The following is a 23,543-nucleotide window of genomic DNA, read 5'->3' on the forward strand; positions in this document are numbered from 1 at the left end:
AACCTACGGGCGGGCGCGGGAGCGCACCCGTTCACGGCACCCGTCCGGGTCAGGCCTTGCGGGCCACGCCCGCGTACACGGGCACGATGCCCTCCAGCTGGGCCGCCACGTCCACCGGCTCCGGCCGCCAGCCGAAGACGGGGATGACGCCGGGCCCGAGCAGCTCCAGGCCGTCGAAGAAGCGCGTGAACTCGGTGACCGACCGGGGGTGGAAGGGGGTGCCGCTGCGCCGGAAGTTCTCGGCCGCCTTCTCGATGGCCTCCGGGCTGAGGTCCGGGGTGACCTGCGACAGGATCAGGTAGCTGCCGGGCGCGAGCACGTCGACGTACGTGCGGAGCAGGTCGTGGACGCCGTCGTCCAGGTAGTGCGTCAGCGCCACCAGCGACAGGGCGACCGGCTCGGCGAAGTCCAGGGACTCGGCGGCCAGCCGCAGGATGGTGTCGGGGTCGCGGACGTCGGCGTGCACATAGTCGGTGCGGCCCTCGGCGGACCCCTGCAGCAGCGCCTGGGCGTGCCGCAGGACGATCGGGTCGTTGTCCGCGTACACGACCTTGCACTCGGGCGCGACGTCCTGCGCCACCTGGTGCAGGTTGGGCTCCGTGGGGATGCCCGTCCCGATGTCCAGGAACTGCCGGATCCCGGCCTCGGCGACCGTGCGGACGGCACGGTGCATGAACCGGCGGTTGGCGCGCGCCCCGCGCAGCACGGAGCCGTCCACGGCGAGGATCCGGCGCGCGAGCTCCTCGTCGATGGGGTAGTTGTCCTTGCCGCCCAGCCACCAGTCGTAGACCCGGGCGGGGTGGGGCCGGCTGGTGTCGATGGCGGGCGCTGCTTCCCGTTCGGTCATGCACATGCTCCTAGACGTGGCAGTCCTCGCGGTACTTCCGGAGGATCCTCTTGGTGTCGTGCGCGGACGCGGCACGGGCCGTCAGGTGGTCGAGCACCTCCAGGTGCATGGCCACCTCGGCGCGCGAGTCGAGGTAGAGCGCACCGGTCAGGTACTCGCTGACGACCATGTCGGGCAGTTCGGGCTCCGCGAAGCGGAACAGGCAGAAGGGCGCGTACGTCGCCGGGTGCGGGCCCTGCGCGTACTCGGCGACCTGGAGCGTGACGTGGTCGCTGTCGGCGGCCTCCAGCAGCCGGTCCAGCTGGTCGCGCATGACGGCGCCGCGGATGCTCACCGGACGCCTGAGCACCGTCTCGTCCATGACCACCCACAGACGCGGGGGATGTTCGCGCGAGAGCAGCTTCTGCCGGGCCATCCGCAGCGACACATGTCCCTCGACCGCTCCCGGGCCCGCCTCCCCGACCGTCCCGGCCTCCAGGACCGCCCGCGCGTACTCCTCGGTCTGCAGCAGCCCGGGCACGAAGTGCGGCTCGTACGACCGGATCATGCGGGCCGCGCCCTCCAGGCTGACGTGCATGCTGAACCAGTCCGGCAGCACCTCGTGGAACCGCTGCCACCAGCCGGGCCGGTTCGCCTCCTCGGTGAGCGCCACGAACGCCGACGCGTCGTCCTCGGGCACGCCGTAGGCGCTCAACAGCATCTGCACGTAAGGGATCTTGAGCGCGACGTCGGCCGTCTCCATCCGCCGTACGGTCGCCGAGGTCACGCGCAGCACCCGCGCCGCCTCGTCCCGGCTCAGCCCGGCCGTCTCCCGCAACTCCTGCAGCCGCTTCCCGAGCACCACCTGCCCCACGGTGGGCGCGGCACGCCGCTCACTCACGCCACGCCTCCCCACGCGCCGAAGTATGCGTGCAGTGTGACATGTCCATCGTTCCGTCAGGGCACGAGTGACTGAAGGTATTTGACGGTCGCGGGGTCGGCCGGGAGGAACGTCTCGATGGCCAGTTCCGCGACCGTCACGTCCATGGGTGTGTTGAAGGTGGAGATCGACGAGATGAAGGAGAGGACCCGGCCCTCGTGCTCGACCTGCATCGGGAGCGCGAAGTAGGGGACGGGCTCGGTGAGTTCGACGTCCGCGTCGAGGTCCGGGACGGGATACGCGGCGACCTCCTCGTACAGCGCGCGCAGCGGCTCGGAGCGGTGCAGGGCGATCTGGCGGTCCATCTGCGCGAGGAGGTGGTCGCGCCATTCGCGGTGGTTGCGGATGCGCGGGGCGAGGCCCTCCGGGTGCAGGGTGAGGCGCATCGCGTTCAGCGGGGATGTCAGGAGGGACTCCGGGATGCCCTCCAGGAGCATGGCGATGCCCCGATTGGCCGCGAGCACGTTGTACATGGCGTCGACCACCAGCGCCGGGTAGGGCTCGTAGCCCTGGATCAGGCGCTCCATGCCCTGGCGCAGCGCGTCCATCGACGGGTCGTCGAGCGGGGTCTCCGGGTAGTGCGGCGCGTAACCGGCCGCCAGGAGCAGCGCGTTGCGCTCGCGGACCGGCACGTCCAGGTGCTCGGCCAGCCGCAGCACCATCTCCTCGCTCGGGCGCGAGCGGCCCGTCTCGATGAAACTGATGTGGCGGGCCGACGACCCGGCCCGCAGCGCCAGCTCCAGCTGGCTGACGCGACGCTGCTCGCGCCAGCCGCGCAGCAGCGGGCCGACCCCCTTGCCGGGAGCGGCTGCAGTAAGGGAGGCGGCCTCGGAGGCGAGAGTGCTCATACGACGACCGTATCGGTCGGCCGGCGCGGCAGCCGGGCCACGGTTCCTCCAGTAGTGTGCGGCCGCCGGGGGCGTACGGCGCCGACTTCGGGGGATTGTGGCAGTGTGAGACGCGTCCCCCTTGTGTGAGCCGTGTGAGAGGAGCGAGGCATGCCGGTCCAACCGCTGTCGCAGAAGGAGATCGAGGACCGGCTGGCGGAGCTGCCGGGCTGGTCGCTGGACGGGGACCGGATCGCCGGTTCCTACCGCCTCGCCTCCCATTTCGCCGCGACCGCGATGGTCGTGCACATCGCCCAGGTGCAGGAGGAACTCGACCACCACTCCGACCTGACCCTCGGCTACAACACCGTCTCCCTGACCGTGAACACGCACACCGTCGGCGGTATCACCGAGCGCGACTTCGAGCTCGCCCGCCGGGTGGCGGAACTGGCACCGGGGCACGGCGCGAGCTGACCCGCATGCTCGACTACGACAAGGAAGCCGACGCCTACGACGCCACGCGCGGCGGTGAGCCCCGGGCCGCCGCGGCCGCGGACGCGGTGCTGGGGCTGGTGCCCGAGGGAACACGGAGCCTGCTCGACGTCGCCTGCGGCACCGGGATCGTGACCCGACGGCTCGCGACCGCGCGGGGCGGGCTGCGGGTGACCGGCGCGGACGCCGCGTACGCCATGGCGCACATGGCCGCGGCCCGGCTGCCGGGCGCCGTGCTGCTGGCCGACAGCCGCCGACTGCCGTTTGCCGACGGAGTGTTCGACGCCGTGACCAGTGTGTGGCTGCTGCATCTCGTGGACGGGTCCGACGACGCCCAGGCCGTGGTCGCCGAGTGCGCGCGGGTGCTGCGCCCGGGCGGGGTGTACGTGACCACGGTCGACAAGGCCGCCGCCCACGACGTCGGCAGCGACATCGACGCCGTCCTCGCCCCGCGGCCGCGGCGCCCCGCGCAGGACCGGGCCGACCACATCGAGGCGTACGCCGTCGAGCACGGGCTGAGCCCGGTGGGACAGGCCCGCTTCCGGGGCCACGGCCAGGGGCGCAGCCCGCGCGGCACGGCGGCGGACCTGCGTCGCGGCTGGTACACCCAACTGCCTCCGGGCGAGCGGCTGACCGAGCAGTTCGCGGTGCGGCTCGAAGCGCTGCCCGATCAGGAAGTCCCGCGCCCGGATCCGGAGTTCACGCTGAGGGCGTTTCAGAAGCCGCCCGCGTGAACTCCATGACCCAGTTGGTCACCCACATCTTCTCCCCGTCCACCGAGAACGCCTGCTCCCAGCGGGCCGTGCCGGCGGAGATCCCCGACCACACGAACCGCACGCGTACGTCCTTGCCGTCGTGGGTGTCGTCGCCGTGGAACACGCCCTCGGTGCCCACGAATCGGCCCACCACCGGTGGGAACAGCCTGCCGCTGCGGCTGGACGACCAGTTCAGCGACCACTGCTGGCTCTCGCGGTCGAAGAGGCGCAGGGTCAGTCCCTTCCACCCCTGAACGGGTACGTCGAGTTCGTCGATGTTCGCGGCACCGTCGAACAGGCTCCAGCAGCGGCTGGTGGCCGGGAACTCCTCCCACCCGCTGTCGGCGTCCAGGAAGTCCACCAGGCGTCGGTGGAGGACGTCCCACTCGCCGTGGAAGAAGTCGAAGTCGTGCGCGGTGCTCATGTGCGGTCTCCAGTCGTTTTGGCGGGGAGCGAGTCCCCGATGTATCCGTCCAGGTCGGGAGTGTGGGGTGCGAGCATGTGCCGCACCCAGGCGTCGCGTTCGTGCAGGATCGGCGGCAGTTCCCAGACACACCCGATCCAGGGGCGGTCCGGGGCGATGAAGTGGGTGGGGTCCCGGTCCGGACAGCCCAGCACCGGCTGGCCCGCCGACGCGCCCCGGAAGTGCAGGACGTTGTCCCACACCCAGCTGTACGCGTTGAGGTAGGCGCCGTCGTCGCCTCCGCGGTGCAGCACGACGAAGGTCGCGGGCGGGGTGCCGTCCGGCTCCGGAAGCAGCTCGGGCAGCATCGCGTACGCCGCCTTCTCCACCTCGGGCGCGATGCCCGCCGGGTCCGCGGTGACGTGGTAGCGCTTGATGCGCCGGCCGGCCACCACGATGGGCGGTGGCACGGTCAGCAGTTTCTCGGTGAAGGCCATACGGGGAAGCTAGGCCCGCTTCACTGACACCTTCTGTCAGTGAAGTCTGGCAGGGTGGAAACGTGAAATCAGCGCGACTCGTCTCGATCCTGCTCCTGCTCCAGACCCGCGGCAGGATGACCGCCGCCGAGCTCGCCGCGGAGCTGGAGGTCTCGGTGCGCACGGTCTACCGGGATGTCGAGGCGCTGGGCGCGGCGGGCGTGCCGCTGTACGGGGACGCCGGTCACGCGGGCGGCTATCGGCTGCTCGACGGCTACCGCACCAGGCTGACCGGCCTCACCACCGACGAGGCCGAGGCCCTCTTCCTCGCGGGCGCCCCCGGCCCCGCAGCCGAGCTCGGCCTCGGTTCGGTTCTTGCCGCCGCCCAGCTGAAGGTGCGCGCCGCCCTCCCGCGCGAGCTGCGCGAGCACGCCGACCGGGTCAGCGGCCGCTTCCACCTGGACGCGCCCGGCTGGTACGCGGACGCCGCCGAGGCGCCGTACCTCCCGGCGGTGGCCGACGCGGTCTGGAACAGCCGCGTGCTGCACGTCCTGTACCGCCGCTGGGCCGAACCCACCGATGTGCAGCGCCGTCTGGAACCGTACGGACTGGTGCTGAAAGCGGGCCGCTGGTACGTCGTCGCGGGCCCCGGCCCGCGCACCTTCCGCGTCGACCAGATCCTCGAACTCGCCCCGTCCGACGAGGAGTTCACCCGCCCCGACGGCTTCGATCTGGCCGCGTACTGGACGCGGTACCAGCGTGACTTCCATGACCGGCTGTACCGCGGCGAGGCCCTGGTCAGGCTGGCGCCCGGGACGACGCTGCCCAGGGCGGTGCGGGTCGACGGACATGCGGACGAGGAGGGCTGGACCGTGGCCAGGGTGCCCATCGAGTCCGTCGAGCGCGCCCACGGCGAGTTCCTCGGCCTGGGCGCGGCCGTCGAGATCCTCGAACCGGCCCGGCTGCGCGCGATGATCGCCGCCACGGTGGCAGAACTGGCCGAAAGATACGGCAACTCCCGTGCGAGCGGCGGCGACTGAGGGAGCGGAACCCGTCCGTCCTCTCAGGAGGTACGTCACGTGCAGCACCCGCATCCGCACCAACGCCGCAGACGCCGGGCCGTCCTCTCGGCGATGACCGCCGCCGCGGCCCTCGTCGCCGCCGGCCTCACCACGCTCGCCGGCACCGGCACGGCCGAGGCCGCCACCGCCCGGCAGGTCGAGAAGCTCGACCGGGGCGTCGTCAGCGTCCGCACCGACAGCGGCAACCTGATCAGCTGGCGCTGGCTCGGCACCGACCCGAGCGATGTCTCCTTCAACGTCTACCGCGCCGGTACGAAGGTCAACTCGGCCCCGGTCACCGGCTCCACCAACTACTTCCACTCCGGTGCGCCCAACTCGGCCGACTACACGGTCCGCGCGATCGTGAACGGCACCGAGCAGGGCGACTCGGTGCACGCGATCCAGTTCCGCAGCGGCTACAAGGACGTGCCGATCACCCCGCCCGCGGGCGGCACGACCCCCGACGGCGCCGCGTACACCTACGAGGCCAACGACGCCTCGGTCGCCGACCTCGACGGCGACGGACAGCTCGACTTCGTCCTCAAGTGGCAGCCCACCAACGCCAAGGACAACTCCCAGTCCGGCTACACCGGCAACACGGTCCTCGACGGCGTCAAGCTCGACGGCACCCGCCTGTGGCGCATCGACCTGGGCCGCAACATCCGCTCGGGCGCGCACTACACGCAGTTCCAGGTCTACGACTACGACGGTGACGGCAAGGCCGAGGTCGCCATGAAGACGGCCGACGGCACGAAGGACGGCCAGGGCACGGTGATCGGCAACTCCGCGGCCGACTACCGCAATTCCAGCGGCTACGTCCTCTCCGGACCCGAGTACCTGACCATGTTCAACGGTCAGACGGGCAAGGCGATGGGCACCGTCGACTACGTTCCGGCCCGCGGCACCGTCTCGTCCTGGGGCGACTCCTACGGCAACCGAGTCGACCGGTTCCTCGCCGGGACCGCCTACCTGGACGGCGCAAGGCCCTCGCTGATCATGGCGCGCGGCTACTACACGCGCACCGTGATCGCCGCATGGGACTGGCGGGGCGGCGCCTTCACCCGGCGCTGGACGTTCGACACCAACTCCTCGACGAACAGCGGCAAGGGGTACGACGGCCAGGGCGACCACCAGTTGTCGGTGGCCGATGTCGACGGCGACGGCAAGGACGAGATCGTGTACGGCTCGATGGCCGTGGACGACAACGGCTCGGGGCTGTGGACCACGAAGAACGGGCACGGCGACGCCATGCACGTCGGCGACCTCGACCCCTCCCGGGCGGGCCTGGAGGAGTTCAAGGTCGACGAGGACTCCTCCAAGCCGTCCTCCTGGATGGCCGACGCGCGCACCGGGCAGATCCTGTGGTCCACGCCCGCCAACGGCGACAACGGGCGCGGCGTGTCCGGCGACGTGTGGGCCGGCAGCGCGGGCGCCGAGTCCTGGTCCTCCCACGCGGACGGTGTCCGCAATCCGAAGGGCACGGTGGTGGCGAGCCGCAAGCCGGGCAGCATCAACTTCCTGTCCTGGTGGGACGGCGACCCGGTCCGCGAACTCCTCGACGGCACCCACATCGACAAGTACGGCACGTCCGGCGACACCCGCCTGCTGACGGGCTCCTCGGTCCACTCCAACAACAGCACCAAGGCGACGCCGTCCCTGTCCGGCGACATCCTCGGCGACTGGCGCGAGGAGGTCGTCTGGCCGACGACCGACAACACGGCGCTCAGGATCTACTCCACGCCGTACGAGACGAACACGAAGATCACCACACTGCTCCACGACACCCAGTACCGCACGGCCCTGGCCTGGCAGAACACCGCCTACAACCAGCCGCCGCACCCGAGCTTCTTCATCGGCGACGGGATGGCGACGGCGCCGCGACCGGCGGTGTACACGCCGTAGGGCACCCTCCGGCCGGACGGGTGGGAGCGGCCAAGCAGGGCCGCTCCCACCGCTGTTGGGCGATCACTCGTCCTCTGTGTCCGGCTGGTCCGCCGCCGCGAGCTCGATACCTCGTACCCGGCGCAGCCGGCCGATCGCGTTGTACAGGACGATCCCACCGGCGGCGGTCCATTCGAGGCCGTCGGTGCACAGCCCGTAGAGGCCGTCGTGCATGCTGATCGCGACCACTTGGAGGCCGACACCGGAGGCGACGAAGGCGTTCGACCGCTGCTTGGTCGAGATCGTCCAGTCGATCGGTTTCCAGAAGCCGCCGAGGATGTCACTGAGACGCATACGTACGGCGGCCCGAACGAACCCCAGCGCAAAGCGCAGCTGCCGGACCGGGGAGAGCGTCACTCCGTGTTCCGGGTCTCCGGCGAGGACGGAGGCCCATTCCTCGACGTAGTGGGCGCGCCGTCGACCGGCGATCCTCCCGGCGACGCCCGCCGTGCGGGAGGGCACGCCCAGCGCTTCCAGGAGACTCGTGTCCCCCTTCATCCTGATCCCGATCGTCAGGAGCAGGAGACCCACGATCCCCGCAGCGCCGTACTTCCACTGCACGGTCTGCTCGATTCCGACAACGAACACGGCCGAAAGAAGGGCCAGCGCAGGCATGGTCAGCCCCCCTGTGGAGCGATGCCGAAGAACCCGGGGTACCGCGCGGCGCGTGCCTCCAGGGCGGAGTTGGCGTTGGTCCGGCCCGCCCCGGTCAGCTCGTAGTACGTGCGTGCGGGCCGGCCGGGGTGTTCGCCGTCCTCGCGTCGGCTGGTGATCCAGCCGGCTTTGAGGAGCCGTTCGAGGATGGGGTACACGGTTCCCGATCCCAGGCCCGCCTCCTGGCAGATGCGCAGGCCCCAGGCCGGGTTGTCGGGCGTGGACGTCAGCAGCACGGTGATCACGTCAAGTGTTGTGCTGGTCAAGCGAATTGAGCCCATGGCGGCAGTGTGGCAGCGCGCCGAGCGTATGTCGAGAACGAGATACGCTCACGCTGGGGTGAATCCGTAAAGGGGCGCGCACCGGCGTCGGTACGCGCCCCCTGGGGAAGGTCGGTCAGGTCGCCGTGCAGGTCTGGTCGCCCAGTTTGAAGGTGGTCGGTTTCGTGTTCGACCCCGACCAGCTGCCCGTGAACCCGAAGCTCACCGACGAGCCCGTCGCCACGTTCGCGTTCCAGTTCACGTTCTTCGCGGTCACCGCCGTACCCGACTGCGTGTAGTCGGCGTTCCACAGCTGGGTGATCTTCTGGCCGTCCGCGAAGGACCAGCCGAGCGACCAGCCGGACCAGGCGCTCGTCCCCGTGTTGGCGAGGGACACGTCCGCCTGGAAGCCGCCCGACCACTGGTTGGTGACCTTGTACGTCACCGTGCAGGCGCCCGTCGGGGTGGGAGTCGGGTCCGTGCCGCCCCCGCCCCCGCCGCCGGTGTCGGAGGAGTCGCCGTAGACGACCCCCCGACCGTTCGTCGAGACGTACACCCGCCCGTAGACCCGGGGGTCACCGGTGATCGCCTCGCCGGTGAAACCCCACTGGTGGGCGTCGTCGTTGATACGGGTCCAGCTCGCGCCCTTGTCGGTGGAGCGGAAGATACCGCGGACGCCGCCGATCCTGGCGCTCGTGTAGAGCGTCTGGTACGACGCGCCCGTGGCCGCCTTGCCGAAGCCGATGGTGTCGGCCTGGCCGACGTTCGACAGCTTGGTGAAGGTCGTGCCGCCGTCCGTCGAGTGCCACAGCCCGTACGCCCCGTCCGTGGCCCCACCTGCCAGCCAGACGTCACCCTTCGTGCCGGGCAGCGCCTTGAAGCGCACGCTGTCACCGCTCGGCAGGCCGCTCGCGACGGACGCCGTGAAGGTGGCCCCGCCGTCCGAACTCACGTAGAACTTGCCGGACTTGAAGCCGTAGAAGGTCTTCGGGTCGACCCGGTCCGACTCGACGCGCGCCCCGGCCGGGATCCCGCTCGACGCCGACCACGACGTACCGAACCCGGTCGCGTACTGCACACCCGTGCCCGCCGGGCTCCACACGAACCGGCTGCCGTCGGAGGCCGCCGCGACCGTACCGCCGCCGCTGACACCCGAAGGGTCCGTTCCCGCGAACCAGTTGGCGCCGTTGTCCGTCGAGAACGCGATGTGCGGCCCCGAGTCCAGGTTGCCGACCCGCACCACCGTGTTCGTGTTCGTCTCGGCGAAGTCCAGGCTCGTGGTCGTCGTGAAGTTCGGTGAAGTGAACATCATCGAGGGGACCTTGGTCAGGTCCGTGTGGCGGAAGCCGCCGATGTCGCCCAGGCCGCTGAAGAGCTGTGCCCCGCCCGACGGGGGAGCGGCCAGGTCCTGCACGGACGTCTCCTCCAGCCCCTGCACCATCGGCTTGATGGTGAACTGGCTCCCGCTGTCCCAGTTGGTGAGGTTCTCCGTGCCGTAGAGCGTCGCCCCCGTCCCGTACATCATCCGCGCGGAGTTGAACGGGTCGATCTCCAACGCCTCGGTCATCCAGCCGAGTTTGGGGCTCTGTTCGGGCGGCGAGGGGTTGGCGCCCCAGCTCAGCCACGGCGAGGAGGAGACATCCATCGTGTAGCGGTTCGCGCGGGTCGGGTACGAGGTGTAGTCCCAGGCCTTCGTCCAGGTGGAGCCGCTGTCCGTCGTACGGAAGATCTGCGTGTCCGGCCACCAGGAGCTGTACGCCGTCGCCATCACCGTGCCCGGATGCTGCCGGTCGACGGTCAGCCCGCTGAAGCCGTAGTAGGTGTCGGCCTCCGCGACCGGGCTGATGTTCGTCCAGGTGCCCGTCGCCGTCGCGTAGCGCCACAGTTGGCCCTTACCGCCGTCGTACGGGCCGCCCTTGTCGCTGTAGGCGAGGTAGAGATAGCCGTTCTTGGCGTCCAGCACGCCCTTGTGGGCCAGATAGCCGGTCGGCTGACCGGCCAGCCGGGTCCAGGTCGCGCCCGCGTCCGTCGAGCGGTAGACCGAGTTGTCCTTGTCGGCGACGCCCACGTAGACCGTCTTCGTCGCGCTGCCGGACGAGCCCGTCGACTCGTCGAAGGTGACCCAGACGATGCCCTGGTTGTCGGAGGCGTAGCCGCTGGTGTCCGTCGCATCCTGCACGTAGTTGCCGACGTTGGGGAAGTCGGTGACCTGGGACCAGCTCGCGCCCGAGTCCGTCGAGCGCCACAGGCCCTTGCCGCTGGGCGCGCCCAGGTACAGCACGCTGTTCTTGTTCGGGTCGATCGCGAGCCGCTCGCCCATACCGCGGCCGGGCATGTTTCCGCCCAGCTTGTAGGGCAGGTCCGCCTTCTGCCAGCTCGCGCCCCGGTCGGAGGACCTGAGCACGGCGCCGTTGCCGGGATCCCAGCTGTTCGTGTACGTGCCGACGGCCGCGTACACCTTGTTCGGGTCGACGGAGTCGGAGGCGAGGCTGACGACACCGGTGTGGCCCCAGTCGTCCCAGCCGACCGAGTCGAGCAGCGGCGTCCAGGTCTTCGACGACTCCTGCCAGCGATAGGCGCCGCCGATGTCGGTGCGGGCGTAGGCGAGGTTCTTCTCGGACCGGTTGAAGACGATGCCGGGGACGAAGCCGCCGCCGTCGATGCGCGCGTTCTTCCAGGTGTACGTGTCCGCGGCGAGCGTCGTCCGAGGGGCGGGGCTCGCGGCCAGCGCGGGCGGTGTGCCCGCGAGGAGGCCGGCCGCGAGGGCGAGCACGGCTGTGAGGATGCGGGTTCTTCGCACGGGGGGTCCTCTCCTGAAGGGGGGTGGAAAGGCGCGACGGCCGGGCGGCCCCCCGTGCGGGTGGGGACCGCCCGGCCCGAGCCCTGCCGACACGAGGTCGACAGGGCCAGGTACGCGGAGCCTTAGCGGGGACTTATTCGAGGAGCTCCGCGTACGAACCCATGGCGAGGGCAATGTCCGCCTGGGCCCAGAACCGGTGGTACGTGAACGAGGGCGCGGCGCCGCCCGCGAGATAGCTCTGGATCTTCGACCACGCCGGGTCGTTCTTGTAGAAGGACCTGAGCGAGGTGAAGGTCGAGGAGGAGTTGACCGTGTCGCCGTTCGGCATCTTGCCGCTCCAGCCGCTGGGCACGTACACCGTGTCGTCGAAGCGGTTGTAGTCGGCGCGGGTCTCCGGGACGGCCACACCGAGGCTGTCCTGGTAGTTGCCCCACATGCCGTCGAGCAGTGCCTTCGCCGTCGTCTTCGCCTGGGTGTTGCCGGACTTGGCGGCGTAGTACGACAGGGTCTTGGCATAGGCGGCCGCTACGCCCACGTCATTGGTGTAGTCGGCGACGGTGACGTGAAGTCCACTGTTGGCGCCGGGACTTGAGGCGTTCCAGGTGTCTGGCGCACCCGACCACTGAAGGGTGGACGGAATCTGGTAGGTGCCGTCCGGGTTGATCGTGGTCTTGGACAGCGCCCAGGAGACCCACTTGTCGAGCACCGCCTTGGCGCTCGCGTTCCCGGTCTGCTGGTAGTACTCGGCGACGCGTTCCATGGACCACGCCTGGAAGCCGAACCACTGGTTGGACGGCGGGTCGTGGTACACGGGCTGCTGGTCGTAGTACATGCCGTAGAAGGTCGGCGTCCCGGCCGGAGGAGTCGCGTAGCGGCCCGCCCAGCTGTTGGTCGCGCCGCCCGCGATGGCGCCCTCGTTCGACTGCAGCCAGCGGTAGAACTCCAGCTGCCGGGTGAGCGAGGTGTTCCAGTCGGCCGCGCCTGTCGCCGACTTGGGCTTCAGATCGGCGTACGAGCTGAGCGCGTAGGCGGCCAGGGGGTTCTGGTAGCCGCCGTGCACATGGCTGGAGCCGATGCGCCAGGCCCAGCCCGCCGAGGTGTCGGTGGCGCCGCCCCACGCGTAGTACCAGGACAGCAGGTAGGACGAGGCGTCCTTGCCGGTGCCGGCCGCGCAGGTCGACGGTCCGACGCAGTTGCCGATCTTCTTGAAGTACTTGTCGTACATGGAGTAGCGCAGGTAGTCGCCCATCTTCGCGGCCTTGCCGACGGTCGTGGAGACGTCACTGCCCTTGCCCTGCCCCTTGGCCCACACATCGGCCCAGTAGGCGGCCTGCACGGCCCGCGCGTCGGCGTCCGGCGCGTCGGTGTACTTCCACTGCTTGGCGTACGAGGAGTCGCCGGTGAAGAGGTCCAGGTAGCCGTTCGTGCCGCCGTACTTGAAGGCGTCACAGGTGGGCTGCGGGACCGTCTCCCAGACGGATTCCTGGGCGCCGCGCTGGAAGGTGTTGATGTACGACGGCCCGGTGGCGGTCGGCCCCGCCTCGCACTTGCCCGGTTCGTTGCCGTAGCCGTAGGTGTTGTCGACGTCCTGCAGCCAGTGCATGCCGTACACGTCGTCGGTGCCGTACGCGCTCTTCAGCTCGCCGGCGATCGGGTCCGAGCCGACAGAGACACCGGTGTCGAGCTTGGCCGGGTACTCGTTCGGGGTGTCCAGCTCGGGTGCGTACGTCGCCGGTTTCGAGGCGTTGTAGAAGGAGTTCGTCGGCTGGTCGGCGTGCGTGGGGATCATGTACTTTTCCATGGTCGTCCACGCGGCGTTGAACTTGGACCAGTCGCCGGTGACCTTCCCGTACATCGCCTGCAGCCAGATCAGATAGCTGTACGCCTCCGACGTCGTCTCATGGCCCTGGTCCGGCGCCTCGACGATCAGCGTCTCCACCGAGTGGTACGGAATGCCCTCGGGGGAGAAGTAGCCGTTCGCCGGGTTGGTGATCTTGCCGTAGAGGTCCAGGAAACGTGCGTCGTACGCCTTCGACGCGGCCAGCTCCGTCACGGTGACGGTGGCCTTGGCCTGACCGGTCGCGGACGCCGTGAAGGTCGCCGCCCCGGTGCCGGTGGCGTCGGCCGTGATGGTCACCTTCTGCGCCGTGTTCCAGTTGGACGGCGTGAACGTGAGCGACGATCCGCCGCTCACGGAGAGGCCCGTGTTGCCGTCCGTCCGGGCGGTGCTGACGGTGACGTTCGCCGAGGGCTGCGTCGACAGCTTCACGTCGAAGGTGCCCGTCTTGCCCTGCTGGACGCCCAGTTGGGTGGGCGAGGCGACCACCGCGGGACCCGAGGCGACCGTGATGCCGACCGGAGTGGAGTCGGCCGACGCGCCCAGGCTGTCGTACGCCTTCGCCACCAGGGAATGACTGCCCACGGTCAAGCCGGAGGCCGAGAGCGTGTACGGCGAGCTGGTGTCGGTGCCCAGCAGCGTGGTGTCGTCGTAGAACTCGACCTTGCTGATGGTCGCGTTGTCGGCCGCGGCGGCGGTCGCGGCGAGCGGTACCGCGTCCCCCTGCGTGTAGACGGCGCCCGCGGTGGGGCTGGTCAGCACGGTGATCGGCGGCTGGTGCGCACCGGTGCAGCTGGTGCCGTTGATCGCGAAGGACGTGGGCGCGGTGTTGGTGCCGCTGTACGTGAACTGTGCGCCGGTGGTGACGGCGGCCCCGGCGGCGATCGTTCCGTTCCAGCCGGCGTTCTTCGCCGTGACCGTCTTGCCGGACTGGGACCAGGTGCCGTTCCAGCCGTTGCTGAGGGTCTGGTTGCCCCCGTAGGCGTACGTCAGGGTCCAGCCGTTGATGGCGTCGGTACCCCGGTTGGTGAGGGTCAGGTCGGCGGTGAAGCCGGAGCCCCAGTCGTTGGTCTTGTAGTCGACGCTGCATTGAACTCCCGCGGCCTGGGCGGGAGTCGAACCGGTCGCGAGCGTCGTCAGCGGCAGGGCGAGGGCTGCCACCACGGCGGTCCACAGCCGCCGCACAGTACGGCCTCTCCGTCTGGAGTGCATGTGCTGGTTTCTCCTTGCGGCTCGGAAATTGGGGGGAGGAGCAACAAGCCTTGAACCAGTGGGAGCGCTCCCATATTGAGGAGGGGGGTGCAAGGGGTCAAGATGTTTGAAGAGTCGAAAAGATTCGACGAAGGTGTCGAGGAAAAGTCGAGCGACTCCTCTGTCCTTTACTGTCACTTGGCGCTACGTTCCTTCGCACCAGTGGGAGCGATTCCATCAGTCGACGCGTCCGTCACGACGCGCCAGATCTGTGAGGAGTCGCTCATGCGACACCCCCCGCGTTTACTTTTCTTAACTGTCGGCGCCGCCGCGACTGCCCTGGTGGGCACAGCGGTTGCTCCGGTTGTCACGGCTTCAGGGGCCGAACCCGCGTGCACGGTGGAGTACTCCGTCACCGGCCAGTGGGGCACCGGCTTCCAGGGCGCCGTGAAGATCACCAACAACACGGCGGCGCTGAGCAGTTGGAGTCTGACCTTCGGCTTCGCCGACGGACAGAAGGTCAGTCAGGGCTGGAACGCCAAGTGGTCCCAGTCCGGTTCGACCGTCACCGCGTCCAACGAGAGCTGGAACGGCTCGCTGGGCACGGGCGCCGCCGTCAGCGCGGGATTCATCGCGTCCTGGTCGGGGAGCAACACGGCACCGACCTCCTTCAAGCTCAACGGCACCACCTGCAACGTGGACGCGGATCCGTCACCGACGCCCCCGCCGAGCGATCCTCCGGCGGACGGCAAGGCGCCGGCCCTGCACGTGTCGGGGAACAAGCTCGTCGACGCGAACGGGGCCGGTCGGCGCCTGCTCGGCGTCAACCGCTCCGGCGGCGAGTTCATGTGCGTCCAGGGCCGCGGCATCTGGGACGGACCGGTCGACGACGCCGCCGTCAAGGCGATCGCCGACTGGAAGGCCAACACGGTCCGCATCCCGCTGAACGAGGAGTGCTGGCTCGGGCTGTCCAACATCAAGCCCGAGTACGCGGGCGCCAACTACATCGCCGCCGTCAAGGACCTGGTGGCGAAGGTCGAGGCGCACGGCATGACGCCGATCGTCGAACTGCACTGGTCCTACGGCCAGTACACCGGCAACTCGGCGGGCTGCTCCGACGTGCACGCCACCTGCCAGAAGCCGATGCCGGACGCGCAGTACAGTCCGTCGTTCTGGTCCTCGGTCGCCGGCACCTTCAAGAGTGACCCGGCCGTCGCGTTCGACCTGTTCAACGAGCCCTATCCGGACCGGGCAACCTCCACGACCACCCAGGCGTGGCAGTGCTGGCGGGACGGCGGGACCTGTCCCGGCATCTCCTACGAGGTCGCCGGTATGCAGGACCTGGTCGACGCGGTACGCGGCACCGGCGCCAAGAACGTCGTCCTTGCCGGCGGGCTCGCGTACTCCAACGACCTGAGCCAGTGGCTGACGTACAAGCCCAGTGATCCGACGGGCAATCTCGCCGCCGCCTACCACGTCTACAACTTCAACACCTGCTCCAGCGAGAGCTGCTGGAACTCGACGCTCTCCCCGGTGGCCGCCCAAGTGCCGCTCGTGGCCGGGGAGATCGGGGAGAACACCTGCTCCCACGCCTTCGTCGACACCGTCATGAAGTGGTTCGACGACCGGGGCCTCTCCTACCTCGGCTGGACGTGGAACACCTGGGACTGCTCCTCCGGGCCGTCCCTGATCTCGAACTACGACGGCACTCCCACGTCGTACGGCATCGGGCTGCGTGACCGTCTGCGCGCCCTCAACGGATAACTCCCGCACCAGGCAACTCCCGCAAGGGCACCACTCGCAAAGGACAACTCCCGCAAAGGACAAGGAAACCCGCACTCATGAGTCGTACCAGAACAGCGATACTCGCTGCCTTGGCGCTGGTCGCCGGGGCCTCCGGGACCGCGGCCGCCGTCGTCGCGCCCTCGGACGCCGGGGTGGCAGCGGCCCCCGCCTGCACCGTGGACTACAAGGTGCAGAACCAGTGGGACACCGGCTTCACCACCGCCGTCACCGTGACCAACAACAGTGCTGCCAAGAGCAGTTGGGCGGTGAAGTGGTCCTACGCCGGAAACCAGAAGGTCACCTCCGGCTGGAACGCGAAGATCACTCAGAGCGGTACGGCCGTCACCGCGGCCAATGAGACCTACAACGGCTCGCTGGCGAGCGGCGGTTCGGTCAGCTTCGGGTTCAACGGCTCCTACAGCGGTACCAACGCGGTGCCGACGACCTTCACCCTGGACGGCGTGACCTGCAACGTGGACGGCGGCGGTCCCACCGATCCTCCGACCGATCCCCCCACGGACCCGCCCACCGGAACCAAGGTCGACAACCCGTACGCCGGCGCCAAGGTGTACGTGAACCCCGAGTGGAAGGCGCACGCCGACGCCGAGACCGGCGGCAGCCGCATCTCCAGCCAGCCGACCGGTGTCTGGCTCGACCGCATCGCCGCCATCAACGGCACGAGCAGCAGCATGGGTCTGCGCGCCCACCTCGACGCGGCCCTCGCCCAGAAGGGCAGCAACGCAGAGGTCGTCCAGCTGGTCATCTACGACCTGCCCGGACGTGACTGCTCGGCCCTCGCCTCCAACGGTGAGCTCGGCCCGACGGAGATCGACAAGTACAAGACGCAGTTCATCGACCCGATCGCGGCGATCCTCGCCGACTCCAAGTACGCGGGTCTGCGGATCGTCACCACCGTCGAGATCGACTCGCTGCCGAACCTCGTCACCAACACCGGGGGCAAGGCCACCGCCACCCCGGCGTGCGACACGATGCTCGCCAACGGCAACTACGTGAAGGGCGTCGGCTACGCGCTGCACAAGCTCGGCGCGATTCCCAACGTCTACAACTACATCGACGCCGGACACCACGGCTGGCTGGGCTGGGACGACAACTTCGGCCCCTCCGCGACCATCATGAAGCAGGCGGCCACCGCCGAGGGCGCGACCGTGAACGACGTGCACGGCTTCATCACCAACACCGCCAACTACAGCGCCCTGAAGGAGAACAACTTCACCATCAACGACTCGGTGGCGGGCAAGTCCGTCCGCGAGTCCAAGTGGGTCGACTGGAACCGCTACGTCGACGAGCTGTCGTACGCCCAGGCCTTCCGCAACCAGCTCGTCTCGGTCGGCTTCAACTCCGGCATCGGCATGCTGATCGACACCTCCCGCAACGGCTGGGGCGGCACCGCACGGCCCACCGGCCCCGGAGCCACGACCAGCGTGGACACCTACGTCAACGGCGGCCGCTACGACCGCCGTATCCACGTCGGCAACTGGTGCAACCAGTCCGGGGCGGGCCTCGGTGAGCGTCCGCAGGCCGCACCCGCGGCGGGCATCGACGCGTACGTGTGGATGAAGCCCCCGGGTGAGTCCGACGGCTCCAGCTCGGCCATCTCGAACGACGAGGGCAAGGGCTTCGACCGGATGTGCGACCCGACGTACACGGGCAACCCCCGCAACGGCAACAGCATGTCCGGGGCGCTGCCCAACGCTCCGCTCTCCGGGCACTGGTTCTCCGCCCAGTTCCAGGAGCTCATGAAGAACGCGTACCCGGCGCTGTAGTGCGCTGCGGTGCGCTGTCACCGATGAAGTGAACCCGTGAAGTGATCCGCCGGGGTCAGGCCTTCTGGGCCAGACCCCGGCGGATCGCGAACTCCACCGCCGAGTAGTCCCCGTCGGACCGCTCCAGCTCGTAGGGCACCGCCGGGAGCAGCGGCGGCTGCGCCATGAACCGCGGCCGCGTCCCGTGGTGCGGCTGGGCGGCGTGCACCAGAAACGGGTGGCAGAGGTACACGTCGCCGGGCCGGCCGGTGGCGTACGCGAGCGGCCGGTGGGCCGAGGCCTCGACCAGCCGGGGAGCGATGTCCAGCCCCGAGACACCGTCCTCGCCGTAGGGCTCCAGAAGCGGTGGCACGTCCAGGTGCGAGCCCACCCGGATGCGGGTCGGGGCGTCCTCGGGGCCCACCTCGCTGAAGAGGAACAGCATGAGCAGGGCGCGCTCCTTCGACCGGAGGTTCGTGAAGTACCAGGTGGCGCCGGGCGGCAGATAGCTTCCCTCGATGTGCCAGCCCGCGTCGTCCGGCTCCTCCTCGTGCGGGAAGCGCAGCGGAAACGTGCCGAGGGAGTACCGCGGCTCCCAGCGGCCCTCGCCCACCAGCAGGTCGAACGCCTCATGCAGCACAGGGGAGTTGGCCGCGGCGGCGAACGGGCCCTGTGCCATGCCGGGCACCCGGTAAACCGGGTCCTTCCAGGTGCCGGGGTCCTCGGGGTCGTACCCCGTCTCCCGCCACAGCAGCCGGGCGCAGTCCGCGGCGACGCGCGGCGGGAAGGCGCCCTCGATCCTGACGAACCCGTCCTCGAGGAACCGCTCCACCACGTCGTCGTCCATCGGGCCATCCTGAGACACCGCCCGCGCGGTCGCACCTCAATTTCGGGTCACCCGTTTTGCCGTCCCGGCAACAGAAGTGGCCGTTCCCCGGTGCGGCGGCGCACTCTGTCAGCGACCCGGACGAGAGGCTCGCAGACATGGCACACCACCACGACAACCAGCACAACCACGCGCGCTCCCACGATCACGCCGACGTCGACTGGGCCGTGATGGCTCCGCTCCTGGAGGCACAGGCGGAGCTGTTCGCGCCGATGCAGGCGCAGGTCACGGCCTGGCTGCGCACCCACCAGCCGGAGCCGGGCCTGATCGTCGACGCCGGCAGCGGGCCCGGCGTCGTGTCCTGCGCCCTCGCCGACGCGTTCCCGGGCGCGCGGGTCGTCGCCGCCGACGCCTCGGGGCCCCTTCTGGAGCGGGCCACGGAGCGCGCGGACCGGCTCGGGGTTGCCGACCGTTTCAGCACCCTGGAAGCCGAACTCCCGGCCGGGCTCGCCGACTTGGAGTACCCCGTCGACCTGTTGTGGGCGAGCAGGAGCCTGCACCACCTCGGCGACCAGCGGGCAGCCCTCGTCGCGTTCGCGCAGCGCCTGGCCCCGGGCGGCACCCTCGCGCTCCTGGAGGGCGGCCTGCCCACACGCTTCCTTCCGCGCGACATCGGCATCGGGCGTCCGGGCCTGCAGTCCCGCATCGGCGCGGCCGAGGACATGTGGTTCAACGAGATGCGGGCCGCGCTGCCCGGGGTGGTCGCCGAGATCGAGGACTGGCCGGCACTGCTGACCTCGGCGGGCCTGCGCCACACCGGGACCCGCTCCTTCCTGCTCGACCTGCCGGCGCCCCTCTCGGACGAGGCCCGCGCCTACCTGGTGTCCTACCTCGGGCGCCTGCGCGACTCCCTCGCCGAGGCCCTCGACGCCGACGACGTCGCCACTCTCGACCGGCTGCTCGACCCGGACGACAAGGCGAGCGTGCACCACCGCCCCGACGTGTTCGTGCTGACGGCGCAGACGGTGTACACGGCGGAGAAGCCCGAGTGACCCGCGGCGGAGCCGCTGCGGGCTGCCCGGGTGGTTGACTTCGAGAGCGCTCCAAGTGATGAACTCCTGGCGTTCACCTAACACTTGGGGGTAGTCATGAGCGACTCTCGCGTCGCGCTCATCACCGGCGGCGGCAGCGGAATCGGGGCGGCGGTGGCCCGGCGTCTGCTCGACGCGGGTCACCGGGTGGCCGTCACCGGGCGCGGGGAGGAGCGGCTGCGCGCCTTCGCCGAGGAACTGGGCCGCCCCGAGGAATTGTTGACGCTCGTCGGCAACGCCGCCGAGTACGACCAGGTGCAGGCCGCGGTGGACGCGACCGTGAAGGAGTTCGGGCGGCTCGACACCGTCGTCGCCAACGCAGGCTTCGCCACGCACGACACCGTCGCCGCCGGCGACCCCGCCGGATGGCCGGACATGGTGCTGACCAACGTGCTGGGGCCGGCGCTTCTCATCAGGGCGTCCATCGAGGCACTGAAGGAGACCAAGGGGCGGATCGTGCTGATCGGCAGTGTCGCGGGGCACGTCTTCACTCCGGGCAATCTCTACGGGGCGACCAAGTGGGCCGTGACCGGGCTCGCCGAGAACGCACGGCGCGAGGTCACCGAGTTCGGGGTCGGTGTGACCCTGGTGTCGCCCGGGCGTGTGGAGACCCCGTTCTGGGACAGCTACGGCAGCCTCCCGCCCGGGCACCTGCTCACCGCCGACCAGCTCGCCGAGTCCATTGTCTGGGCCATTCGCCAGCCGGCCGGAGTCGACATCAACAGCGTGACCGTTCGGCCTATCGGGCAGCCCAACTAGGCTGCCCGGTGCAGGAGTTCGGCGCGGCATCGGACCAGCGCCGCGCCGAATCCCCTGCGGCGCTCAGTTGTTCTGGATGAACTGTTTGGCCAGCGAGTCGCCCAGCGACACGGCCTTGCTGTGGCTCTCGATCGGCGAGACCTGCGAGTTCTTGAACAGGATGTAGGTCACGCCGGAGTCCGTACCGCCCGTCTCCGGGTCCGGGTCGATCCCCAGGGACTTGGCCGTGGCGTACGAGGCCTCGCCGATGATCTTCGTGGGACCTGTGTCACCGACCACCGCGTACTCGACCTTGTTGTTGTAGATGACGGCGACCACGCCACCGCCCTTGATGCCGGAGCTCGAGTACTTCCAGATGCTGCTGGAGCTGGGCACGACGACGTACGGCAGCGAGTCCGCGCGCAACGGCTTGCCGTCGGACTGGTGGAAGGCGGTGTCGTCCTGGAACCAGGGGTCGGTGTCGCCGTTGCACTTGCCGGTGACCTGTCCGTCGCAGTCGACGTCCATGTCGGCCTTCCAGAACACCGCGCCGTTCTTGCCGCACACGGGAACGGTGGCCGAGGTCTCGTCGTCGGTCCGGTACTTGCCGTTCGATATCTGCGAACAGGACGTCACCTTGGCGAGCAGGTCGGCCGCGCTGACCGAACCCTCTTGCGCGGAACGGGGGTTGACGGTCTTCGAGGAGGTGCCCGACGCGCCGGCCGGGAGCGCCGCGGTGACGAGGAGGGCGGCTCCGGCGGCCGCCGCGAGGGTCAGTGTTCGAATGCGCACTGTGGGGGACCCTTCTGTTAGGAAACTTTCCTTACCGGGTTGCCGCACAATGTGGCCCTGTTCGCATGACCGCGTCAAGCCCTCGCTTCACTTTCCTTGCTCCCCGGTTCCGAAGAGTTGACCTTGCGGTTGCGTGACCGATGCGCGGGTACTCGGCTGGATCTTGGCTCCGATCCATGTCGAGGGGAGTGCCCCGTGCCGCGTCCCGCCACGACGACGGTGACCGCCCGGGCGTCGAGCCGTGCCTTCGACCTGCTGCCGCACGGGCCGCGTTGGGGGCAGGGGACGGCAGCGGTGGCGCTCTCCGTGTCGCCCGTCTGCCTCGATCTCTCGGGCACGGAAGCCGGTACGGCGTCGGTCTACCGCTGTCTGCTCGCGCTTCCGCTCCTGCTGCTTCTCGTCGTTCCCGAGTACCGTCGCGAGGGGCTCCCGTCGCGCCGCCAGGTGGGCTACGGCATCGTCTGCGGGGCGCTGTTCGCGGGGGACATGGTCCTGTGGACGCGGGCGATCGCCGAGGTCGGCGCGGGTCTGTCCACCGTGCTGGTCAATGTGCAGGTGGCCCTGGTGCCCCTGCTTGCCTGGGCCGTGGACGGCGAGCGGGTGGCACGCCGCTTCCTGCTCCGGCTGCCCGTCATGGTGGTGGGGGTCGTCCTCACCGGCGGACTGGTGGACAGCGGTGTCGGCGGCAGCGACCCCGCCGCGGGCATGATCCACGCCATCCTCGCGGCCCTGTGCTACTCCGGGTTCCTGTTCCTGTTGCGCCGCGGCGGGTTCCGGGGGCACATTCGCGCGGCCTACACGGTGGTGGTGTTCGCCTCCGCGGTCTTCTCCGCGCTGTTCGGCGCGGTCTGGGGCGTCCTCGACCTCGCGCCCTCCTGGCACGCCCTCGCCTGGCTCGCGCTCGCGGCCCTGACCAGCGGGGTGATCGGATGGCTGATGGTGGCCGTGTACTCGCCCAGGCTGTCGAGCCACGTCGGCGCCGTTCTGCTGCTGCTCACGCCGGTGGGCGCGGTCGGGCTCGGCGCCCTGGTCCTCGGTGAACGGCCGGGCCCTGCTCAGTGGCTCGGATGCGTGCTGATCCTCGTCAGCGCCTACCGCACGGTGCGTGCCGCGCCCCGGCGGGAACCGGAGCGCGGCACCCGGTCCGTCAGTGCGTACCGAACGTCGCCGGGTCGGGACCCAGGCGCCGGCCCTCGTTCAGGGCGCTGATCGCCGCGATGTCCTCGGCGTCCAGGCTGAAGTCGAAGACGTCGATGTTCTCCTTGATCCGCGAGGGGGTCACGGACTTGGGGATCACCACGTTGCCGAGCTGCAGGTGCCAGCGCAGCACGATCTGGGCCGGCGTCCGGCCGTGCTTCTGGGCGATGGCGACGATCGCCGGGACCTCCAGGAGGCCCTTGCCCGAGCCCAGCGGGGACCAGGCCTCGGTGGCGATGCCGTGCTCCGCGTGGAACTCCCGTGCGGCCTGCTGCTGGAGGTGCGGGTGCAGCTCGATCTGGTTGACGGCGGGGACGACGGACGTCTCGTCGAGCAGCGTTCGCAGGTGCTCCGGATGGAAGTTGGAGACTCCGACGGCCTTGGCGCGGCCGTCCGCGTGGATCTTCTCGAAGGCCTTGTACGAGTCGACGAACGTGCCACGGGCAGGCACCGGCCAGTGGATCAGGTACAGATCCACGTACTCCAGGCCGAGCTTGTCCAGGGACGCGTCGAAGGCGCGCAGGGTGCTGTCGTACCCCTGGTCGTTGTTCCAGAGCTTGGTGGTGACGAAGAGGTCCTCGCGGGCCACGCCGGAGGTGGCGATCGCCTTTCCGGTGCCCTCTTCGTTGCCGTAGATCGCCGCTGTGTCGATGCTGCGGTACCCGGCCTCCAGCGCGGTGGCGACGGCCCGCTCCGCCTCGCCGTCCGGCACCTGCCAGACACCGAAGCCCAGCTGGGGCATCTCGACGCCGTTGTTCAGGATGATCGGGGGGACCTTGCTCACGAGCTCTCGATCCTTCAGTCGTCGGGTGGTACTCCCATCGTCAACGATCACGGGCCGTGATGCATTCCTGACGTCGCTTTCGTCCGCCGACTCACAGCACCTTC

General features: G+C 69.7%; 21 protein-coding genes. 9 read left to right on the forward strand and 12 right to left on the reverse strand.

Annotated elements, in window-relative coordinates; translation table 11 throughout:
- Positions 1–49: 49 nt before the first annotated feature.
- The 3 genes from ACN6LB_RS18290 to ACN6LB_RS18300 are packed head-to-tail and all read right to left on the reverse strand — an operon-like array spanning position 50 to position 2,614.
- Positions 50–847 (reverse strand): SAM-dependent methyltransferase, encoded by a 798-nt coding sequence (locus ACN6LB_RS18290; RefSeq protein WP_445026836.1) that lies wholly within the window; start codon positions 845–847, stop codon positions 50–52.
- A gap of 10 nt (positions 848–857) precedes the next feature.
- Complete coding sequence (locus tag ACN6LB_RS18295) at positions 858–1,727, reverse strand: helix-turn-helix domain-containing protein (protein ID WP_445026837.1); 870 nt, start codon at positions 1,725–1,727, stop codon at positions 858–860.
- A gap of 56 nt (positions 1,728–1,783) precedes the next feature.
- Positions 1,784–2,614 (reverse strand): helix-turn-helix domain-containing protein, encoded by an 831-nt coding sequence (locus ACN6LB_RS18300; protein ID WP_445026838.1) that lies wholly within the window; start codon positions 2,612–2,614, stop codon positions 1,784–1,786.
- Positions 2,615–2,764: 150 nt separating this feature from the next.
- On the opposite strand from ACN6LB_RS18300, the gene ACN6LB_RS18305 reads away from it, so the two are divergent.
- Positions 2,765–3,067: a 4a-hydroxytetrahydrobiopterin dehydratase gene (locus tag ACN6LB_RS18305; protein ID WP_445026839.1), complete on the forward strand. Its 303-nt coding sequence runs from the start codon at positions 2,765–2,767 to the stop codon at positions 3,065–3,067.
- Between the two features lie 5 nt (positions 3,068–3,072).
- Positions 3,073–3,819 (forward strand): class I SAM-dependent methyltransferase, encoded by a 747-nt coding sequence (locus ACN6LB_RS18310; protein WP_445026840.1) that lies wholly within the window; start codon positions 3,073–3,075, stop codon positions 3,817–3,819.
- Here the strand turns inward: ACN6LB_RS18310 and ACN6LB_RS18315 are convergent.
- Both ACN6LB_RS18315 and ACN6LB_RS18320 read right to left on the reverse strand, forming a co-directional pair.
- The gene (locus ACN6LB_RS18315; protein ID WP_445026841.1) at positions 3,785–4,264 is read right to left on the reverse strand and encodes a hypothetical protein; all 480 of its coding nucleotides are present in this window, start codon (positions 4,262–4,264) and stop codon (positions 3,785–3,787) included. The genes ACN6LB_RS18310 and ACN6LB_RS18315 overlap by 35 nt on opposite strands.
- Positions 4,261–4,740 (reverse strand): hypothetical protein, encoded by a 480-nt coding sequence (locus tag ACN6LB_RS18320; protein WP_445026842.1) that lies wholly within the window; start codon positions 4,738–4,740, stop codon positions 4,261–4,263. Before ACN6LB_RS18320 ends, ACN6LB_RS18315 begins: the two co-directional genes overlap by 4 nt.
- 62 nt (positions 4,741–4,802) lie before the next feature.
- On the opposite strand from ACN6LB_RS18320, the gene ACN6LB_RS18325 reads away from it, so the two are divergent.
- Together ACN6LB_RS18325 and ACN6LB_RS18330 are read left to right on the forward strand one after the other, a co-directional pair.
- Complete coding sequence (locus tag ACN6LB_RS18325; RefSeq protein WP_445026843.1) at positions 4,803–5,759, forward strand: helix-turn-helix transcriptional regulator; 957 nt, start codon at positions 4,803–4,805, stop codon at positions 5,757–5,759.
- Positions 5,760–5,852: 93 nt separating this feature from the next.
- Complete coding sequence (locus tag ACN6LB_RS18330) at positions 5,853–7,682, forward strand: rhamnogalacturonan lyase (RefSeq protein ID WP_445026894.1); 1,830 nt, start codon at positions 5,853–5,855, stop codon at positions 7,680–7,682.
- A 63-nt stretch (positions 7,683–7,745) separates the two neighbouring features.
- On the opposite strand, the gene ACN6LB_RS18335 is transcribed toward ACN6LB_RS18330, so the two are convergent.
- From ACN6LB_RS18335 to ACN6LB_RS18350, 4 genes are all read right to left on the reverse strand, one after another.
- Positions 7,746–8,309, reverse strand: coding sequence for a hypothetical protein (locus ACN6LB_RS18335; protein ID WP_445026899.1), 564 nt, complete (start codon positions 8,307–8,309; stop codon positions 7,746–7,748).
- A gap of 29 nt (positions 8,310–8,338) precedes the next feature.
- Complete coding sequence (locus tag ACN6LB_RS18340) at positions 8,339–8,656, reverse strand: PadR family transcriptional regulator (protein ID WP_445026844.1); 318 nt, start codon at positions 8,654–8,656, stop codon at positions 8,339–8,341.
- 115 nt (positions 8,657–8,771) lie between these two features.
- Positions 8,772–11,435 carry a cellulose binding domain-containing protein gene (locus tag ACN6LB_RS18345; RefSeq protein ID WP_445026845.1) on the reverse strand — a complete coding sequence of 888 codons (2,664 nt, stop codon included), beginning with the start codon at positions 11,433–11,435 and terminating at the stop codon, positions 8,772–8,774.
- Positions 11,436–11,568: 133 nt separating this feature from the next.
- Positions 11,569–14,484, reverse strand: coding sequence for a glycoside hydrolase family 48 protein (locus ACN6LB_RS18350; protein ID WP_445026846.1), 2,916 nt, complete (start codon positions 14,482–14,484; stop codon positions 11,569–11,571).
- Between the two features lie 264 nt (positions 14,485–14,748).
- Here ACN6LB_RS18350 and ACN6LB_RS18355 point away from each other — a divergent pair, with 264 nt between their 5' ends.
- Together ACN6LB_RS18355 and ACN6LB_RS18360 are read left to right on the forward strand one after the other, a co-directional pair.
- Positions 14,749–16,227 carry a cellulase family glycosylhydrolase gene (locus ACN6LB_RS18355; RefSeq protein WP_445026847.1) on the forward strand — a complete coding sequence of 493 codons (1,479 nt, stop codon included), beginning with the start codon at positions 14,749–14,751 and terminating at the stop codon, positions 16,225–16,227.
- A 77-nt stretch (positions 16,228–16,304) separates the two neighbouring features.
- Positions 16,305–18,032 carry a glycoside hydrolase family 6 protein gene (locus ACN6LB_RS18360; protein ID WP_445026848.1) on the forward strand — a complete coding sequence of 576 codons (1,728 nt, stop codon included), beginning with the start codon at positions 16,305–16,307 and terminating at the stop codon, positions 18,030–18,032.
- A 55-nt stretch (positions 18,033–18,087) separates the two neighbouring features.
- Here the strand turns inward: ACN6LB_RS18360 and ACN6LB_RS18365 are convergent, their stop codons facing one another.
- Positions 18,088–18,858: a phytanoyl-CoA dioxygenase family protein gene (locus tag ACN6LB_RS18365; RefSeq protein WP_445026849.1), complete on the reverse strand. Its 771-nt coding sequence runs from the start codon at positions 18,856–18,858 to the stop codon at positions 18,088–18,090.
- Positions 18,859–18,995: 137 nt separating this feature from the next.
- Here ACN6LB_RS18365 and ACN6LB_RS18370 point away from each other — a divergent pair, with 137 nt between their 5' ends.
- Together ACN6LB_RS18370 and ACN6LB_RS18375 are read left to right on the forward strand one after the other, a co-directional pair.
- The gene (locus tag ACN6LB_RS18370; protein WP_445026850.1) at positions 18,996–19,889 is read left to right on the forward strand and encodes a class I SAM-dependent methyltransferase; all 894 of its coding nucleotides are present in this window, start codon (positions 18,996–18,998) and stop codon (positions 19,887–19,889) included.
- A gap of 96 nt (positions 19,890–19,985) precedes the next feature.
- Positions 19,986–20,687: an SDR family oxidoreductase gene (locus tag ACN6LB_RS18375; RefSeq protein WP_445026851.1), complete on the forward strand. Its 702-nt coding sequence runs from the start codon at positions 19,986–19,988 to the stop codon at positions 20,685–20,687.
- A 63-nt stretch (positions 20,688–20,750) separates the two neighbouring features.
- Here the strand turns inward: ACN6LB_RS18375 and ACN6LB_RS18380 are convergent, their stop codons facing one another.
- Entirely contained in the window at positions 20,751–21,458 is a 708-nt protein-coding gene (locus tag ACN6LB_RS18380; protein ID WP_445026852.1) for a glycoside hydrolase family 75 protein, read from the reverse strand.
- A gap of 195 nt (positions 21,459–21,653) precedes the next feature.
- Between ACN6LB_RS18380 and ACN6LB_RS18385 the strand changes: the two genes are divergently transcribed.
- Positions 21,654–22,667: a DMT family transporter gene (locus ACN6LB_RS18385; RefSeq protein ID WP_445026853.1), complete on the forward strand. Its 1,014-nt coding sequence runs from the start codon at positions 21,654–21,656 to the stop codon at positions 22,665–22,667.
- Here ACN6LB_RS18385 and ACN6LB_RS18390 read toward each other — a convergent pair.
- Positions 22,606–23,397, reverse strand: coding sequence for an aldo/keto reductase (locus tag ACN6LB_RS18390; protein WP_445026895.1), 792 nt, complete (start codon positions 23,395–23,397; stop codon positions 22,606–22,608). The two genes, ACN6LB_RS18385 and ACN6LB_RS18390, sit on opposite strands and share 62 nt — an antisense overlap.
- Positions 23,398–23,543 lie beyond the last annotated feature (146 nt).

The organism is Streptomyces sp. SAS_270 (assembly GCF_052543295.1).

Bases quoted from the DNA above. Each gene is read 5' to 3' on its own strand.
- ACN6LB_RS18290 (WP_445026836.1), bottom strand. From the start codon at position 847: ATGACCGAACGGGAAGCAGCGCCCGCCATCGACACCAGCCGGCCCCAC.
- ACN6LB_RS18300 (WP_445026838.1), bottom strand. From the start codon at position 2,614: ATGAGCACTCTCGCCTCCGAGGCCGCCTCCCTTACTGCAGCCGCTCCC.
- ACN6LB_RS18305 (WP_445026839.1), top strand. From the start codon at position 2,765: ATGCCGGTCCAACCGCTGTCGCAGAAGGAGATCGAGGACCGGCTGGCG.
- ACN6LB_RS18310 (WP_445026840.1), top strand. From the start codon at position 3,073: ATGCTCGACTACGACAAGGAAGCCGACGCCTACGACGCCACGCGCGGC.
- ACN6LB_RS18315 (WP_445026841.1), bottom strand. From the start codon at position 4,264: ATGAGCACCGCGCACGACTTCGACTTCTTCCACGGCGAGTGGGACGTC.
- ACN6LB_RS18320 (WP_445026842.1), bottom strand. From the start codon at position 4,740: ATGGCCTTCACCGAGAAACTGCTGACCGTGCCACCGCCCATCGTGGTG.
- ACN6LB_RS18330 (WP_445026894.1), top strand. From the start codon at position 5,853: ATGACCGCCGCCGCGGCCCTCGTCGCCGCCGGCCTCACCACGCTCGCC.
- ACN6LB_RS18340 (WP_445026844.1), bottom strand. From the start codon at position 8,656: ATGGGCTCAATTCGCTTGACCAGCACAACACTTGACGTGATCACCGTG.
- ACN6LB_RS18350 (WP_445026846.1), bottom strand. From the start codon at position 14,484: ATGCACTCCAGACGGAGAGGCCGTACTGTGCGGCGGCTGTGGACCGCC.
- ACN6LB_RS18355 (WP_445026847.1), top strand. From the start codon at position 14,749: ATGCGACACCCCCCGCGTTTACTTTTCTTAACTGTCGGCGCCGCCGCG.
- ACN6LB_RS18360 (WP_445026848.1), top strand. From the start codon at position 16,305: ATGAGTCGTACCAGAACAGCGATACTCGCTGCCTTGGCGCTGGTCGCC.
- ACN6LB_RS18365 (WP_445026849.1), bottom strand. From the start codon at position 18,858: ATGGACGACGACGTGGTGGAGCGGTTCCTCGAGGACGGGTTCGTCAGG.
- ACN6LB_RS18370 (WP_445026850.1), top strand. From the start codon at position 18,996: ATGGCACACCACCACGACAACCAGCACAACCACGCGCGCTCCCACGAT.
- ACN6LB_RS18375 (WP_445026851.1), top strand. From the start codon at position 19,986: ATGAGCGACTCTCGCGTCGCGCTCATCACCGGCGGCGGCAGCGGAATC.
- ACN6LB_RS18390 (WP_445026895.1), bottom strand. From the start codon at position 23,397: ATGCCCCAGCTGGGCTTCGGTGTCTGGCAGGTGCCGGACGGCGAGGCG.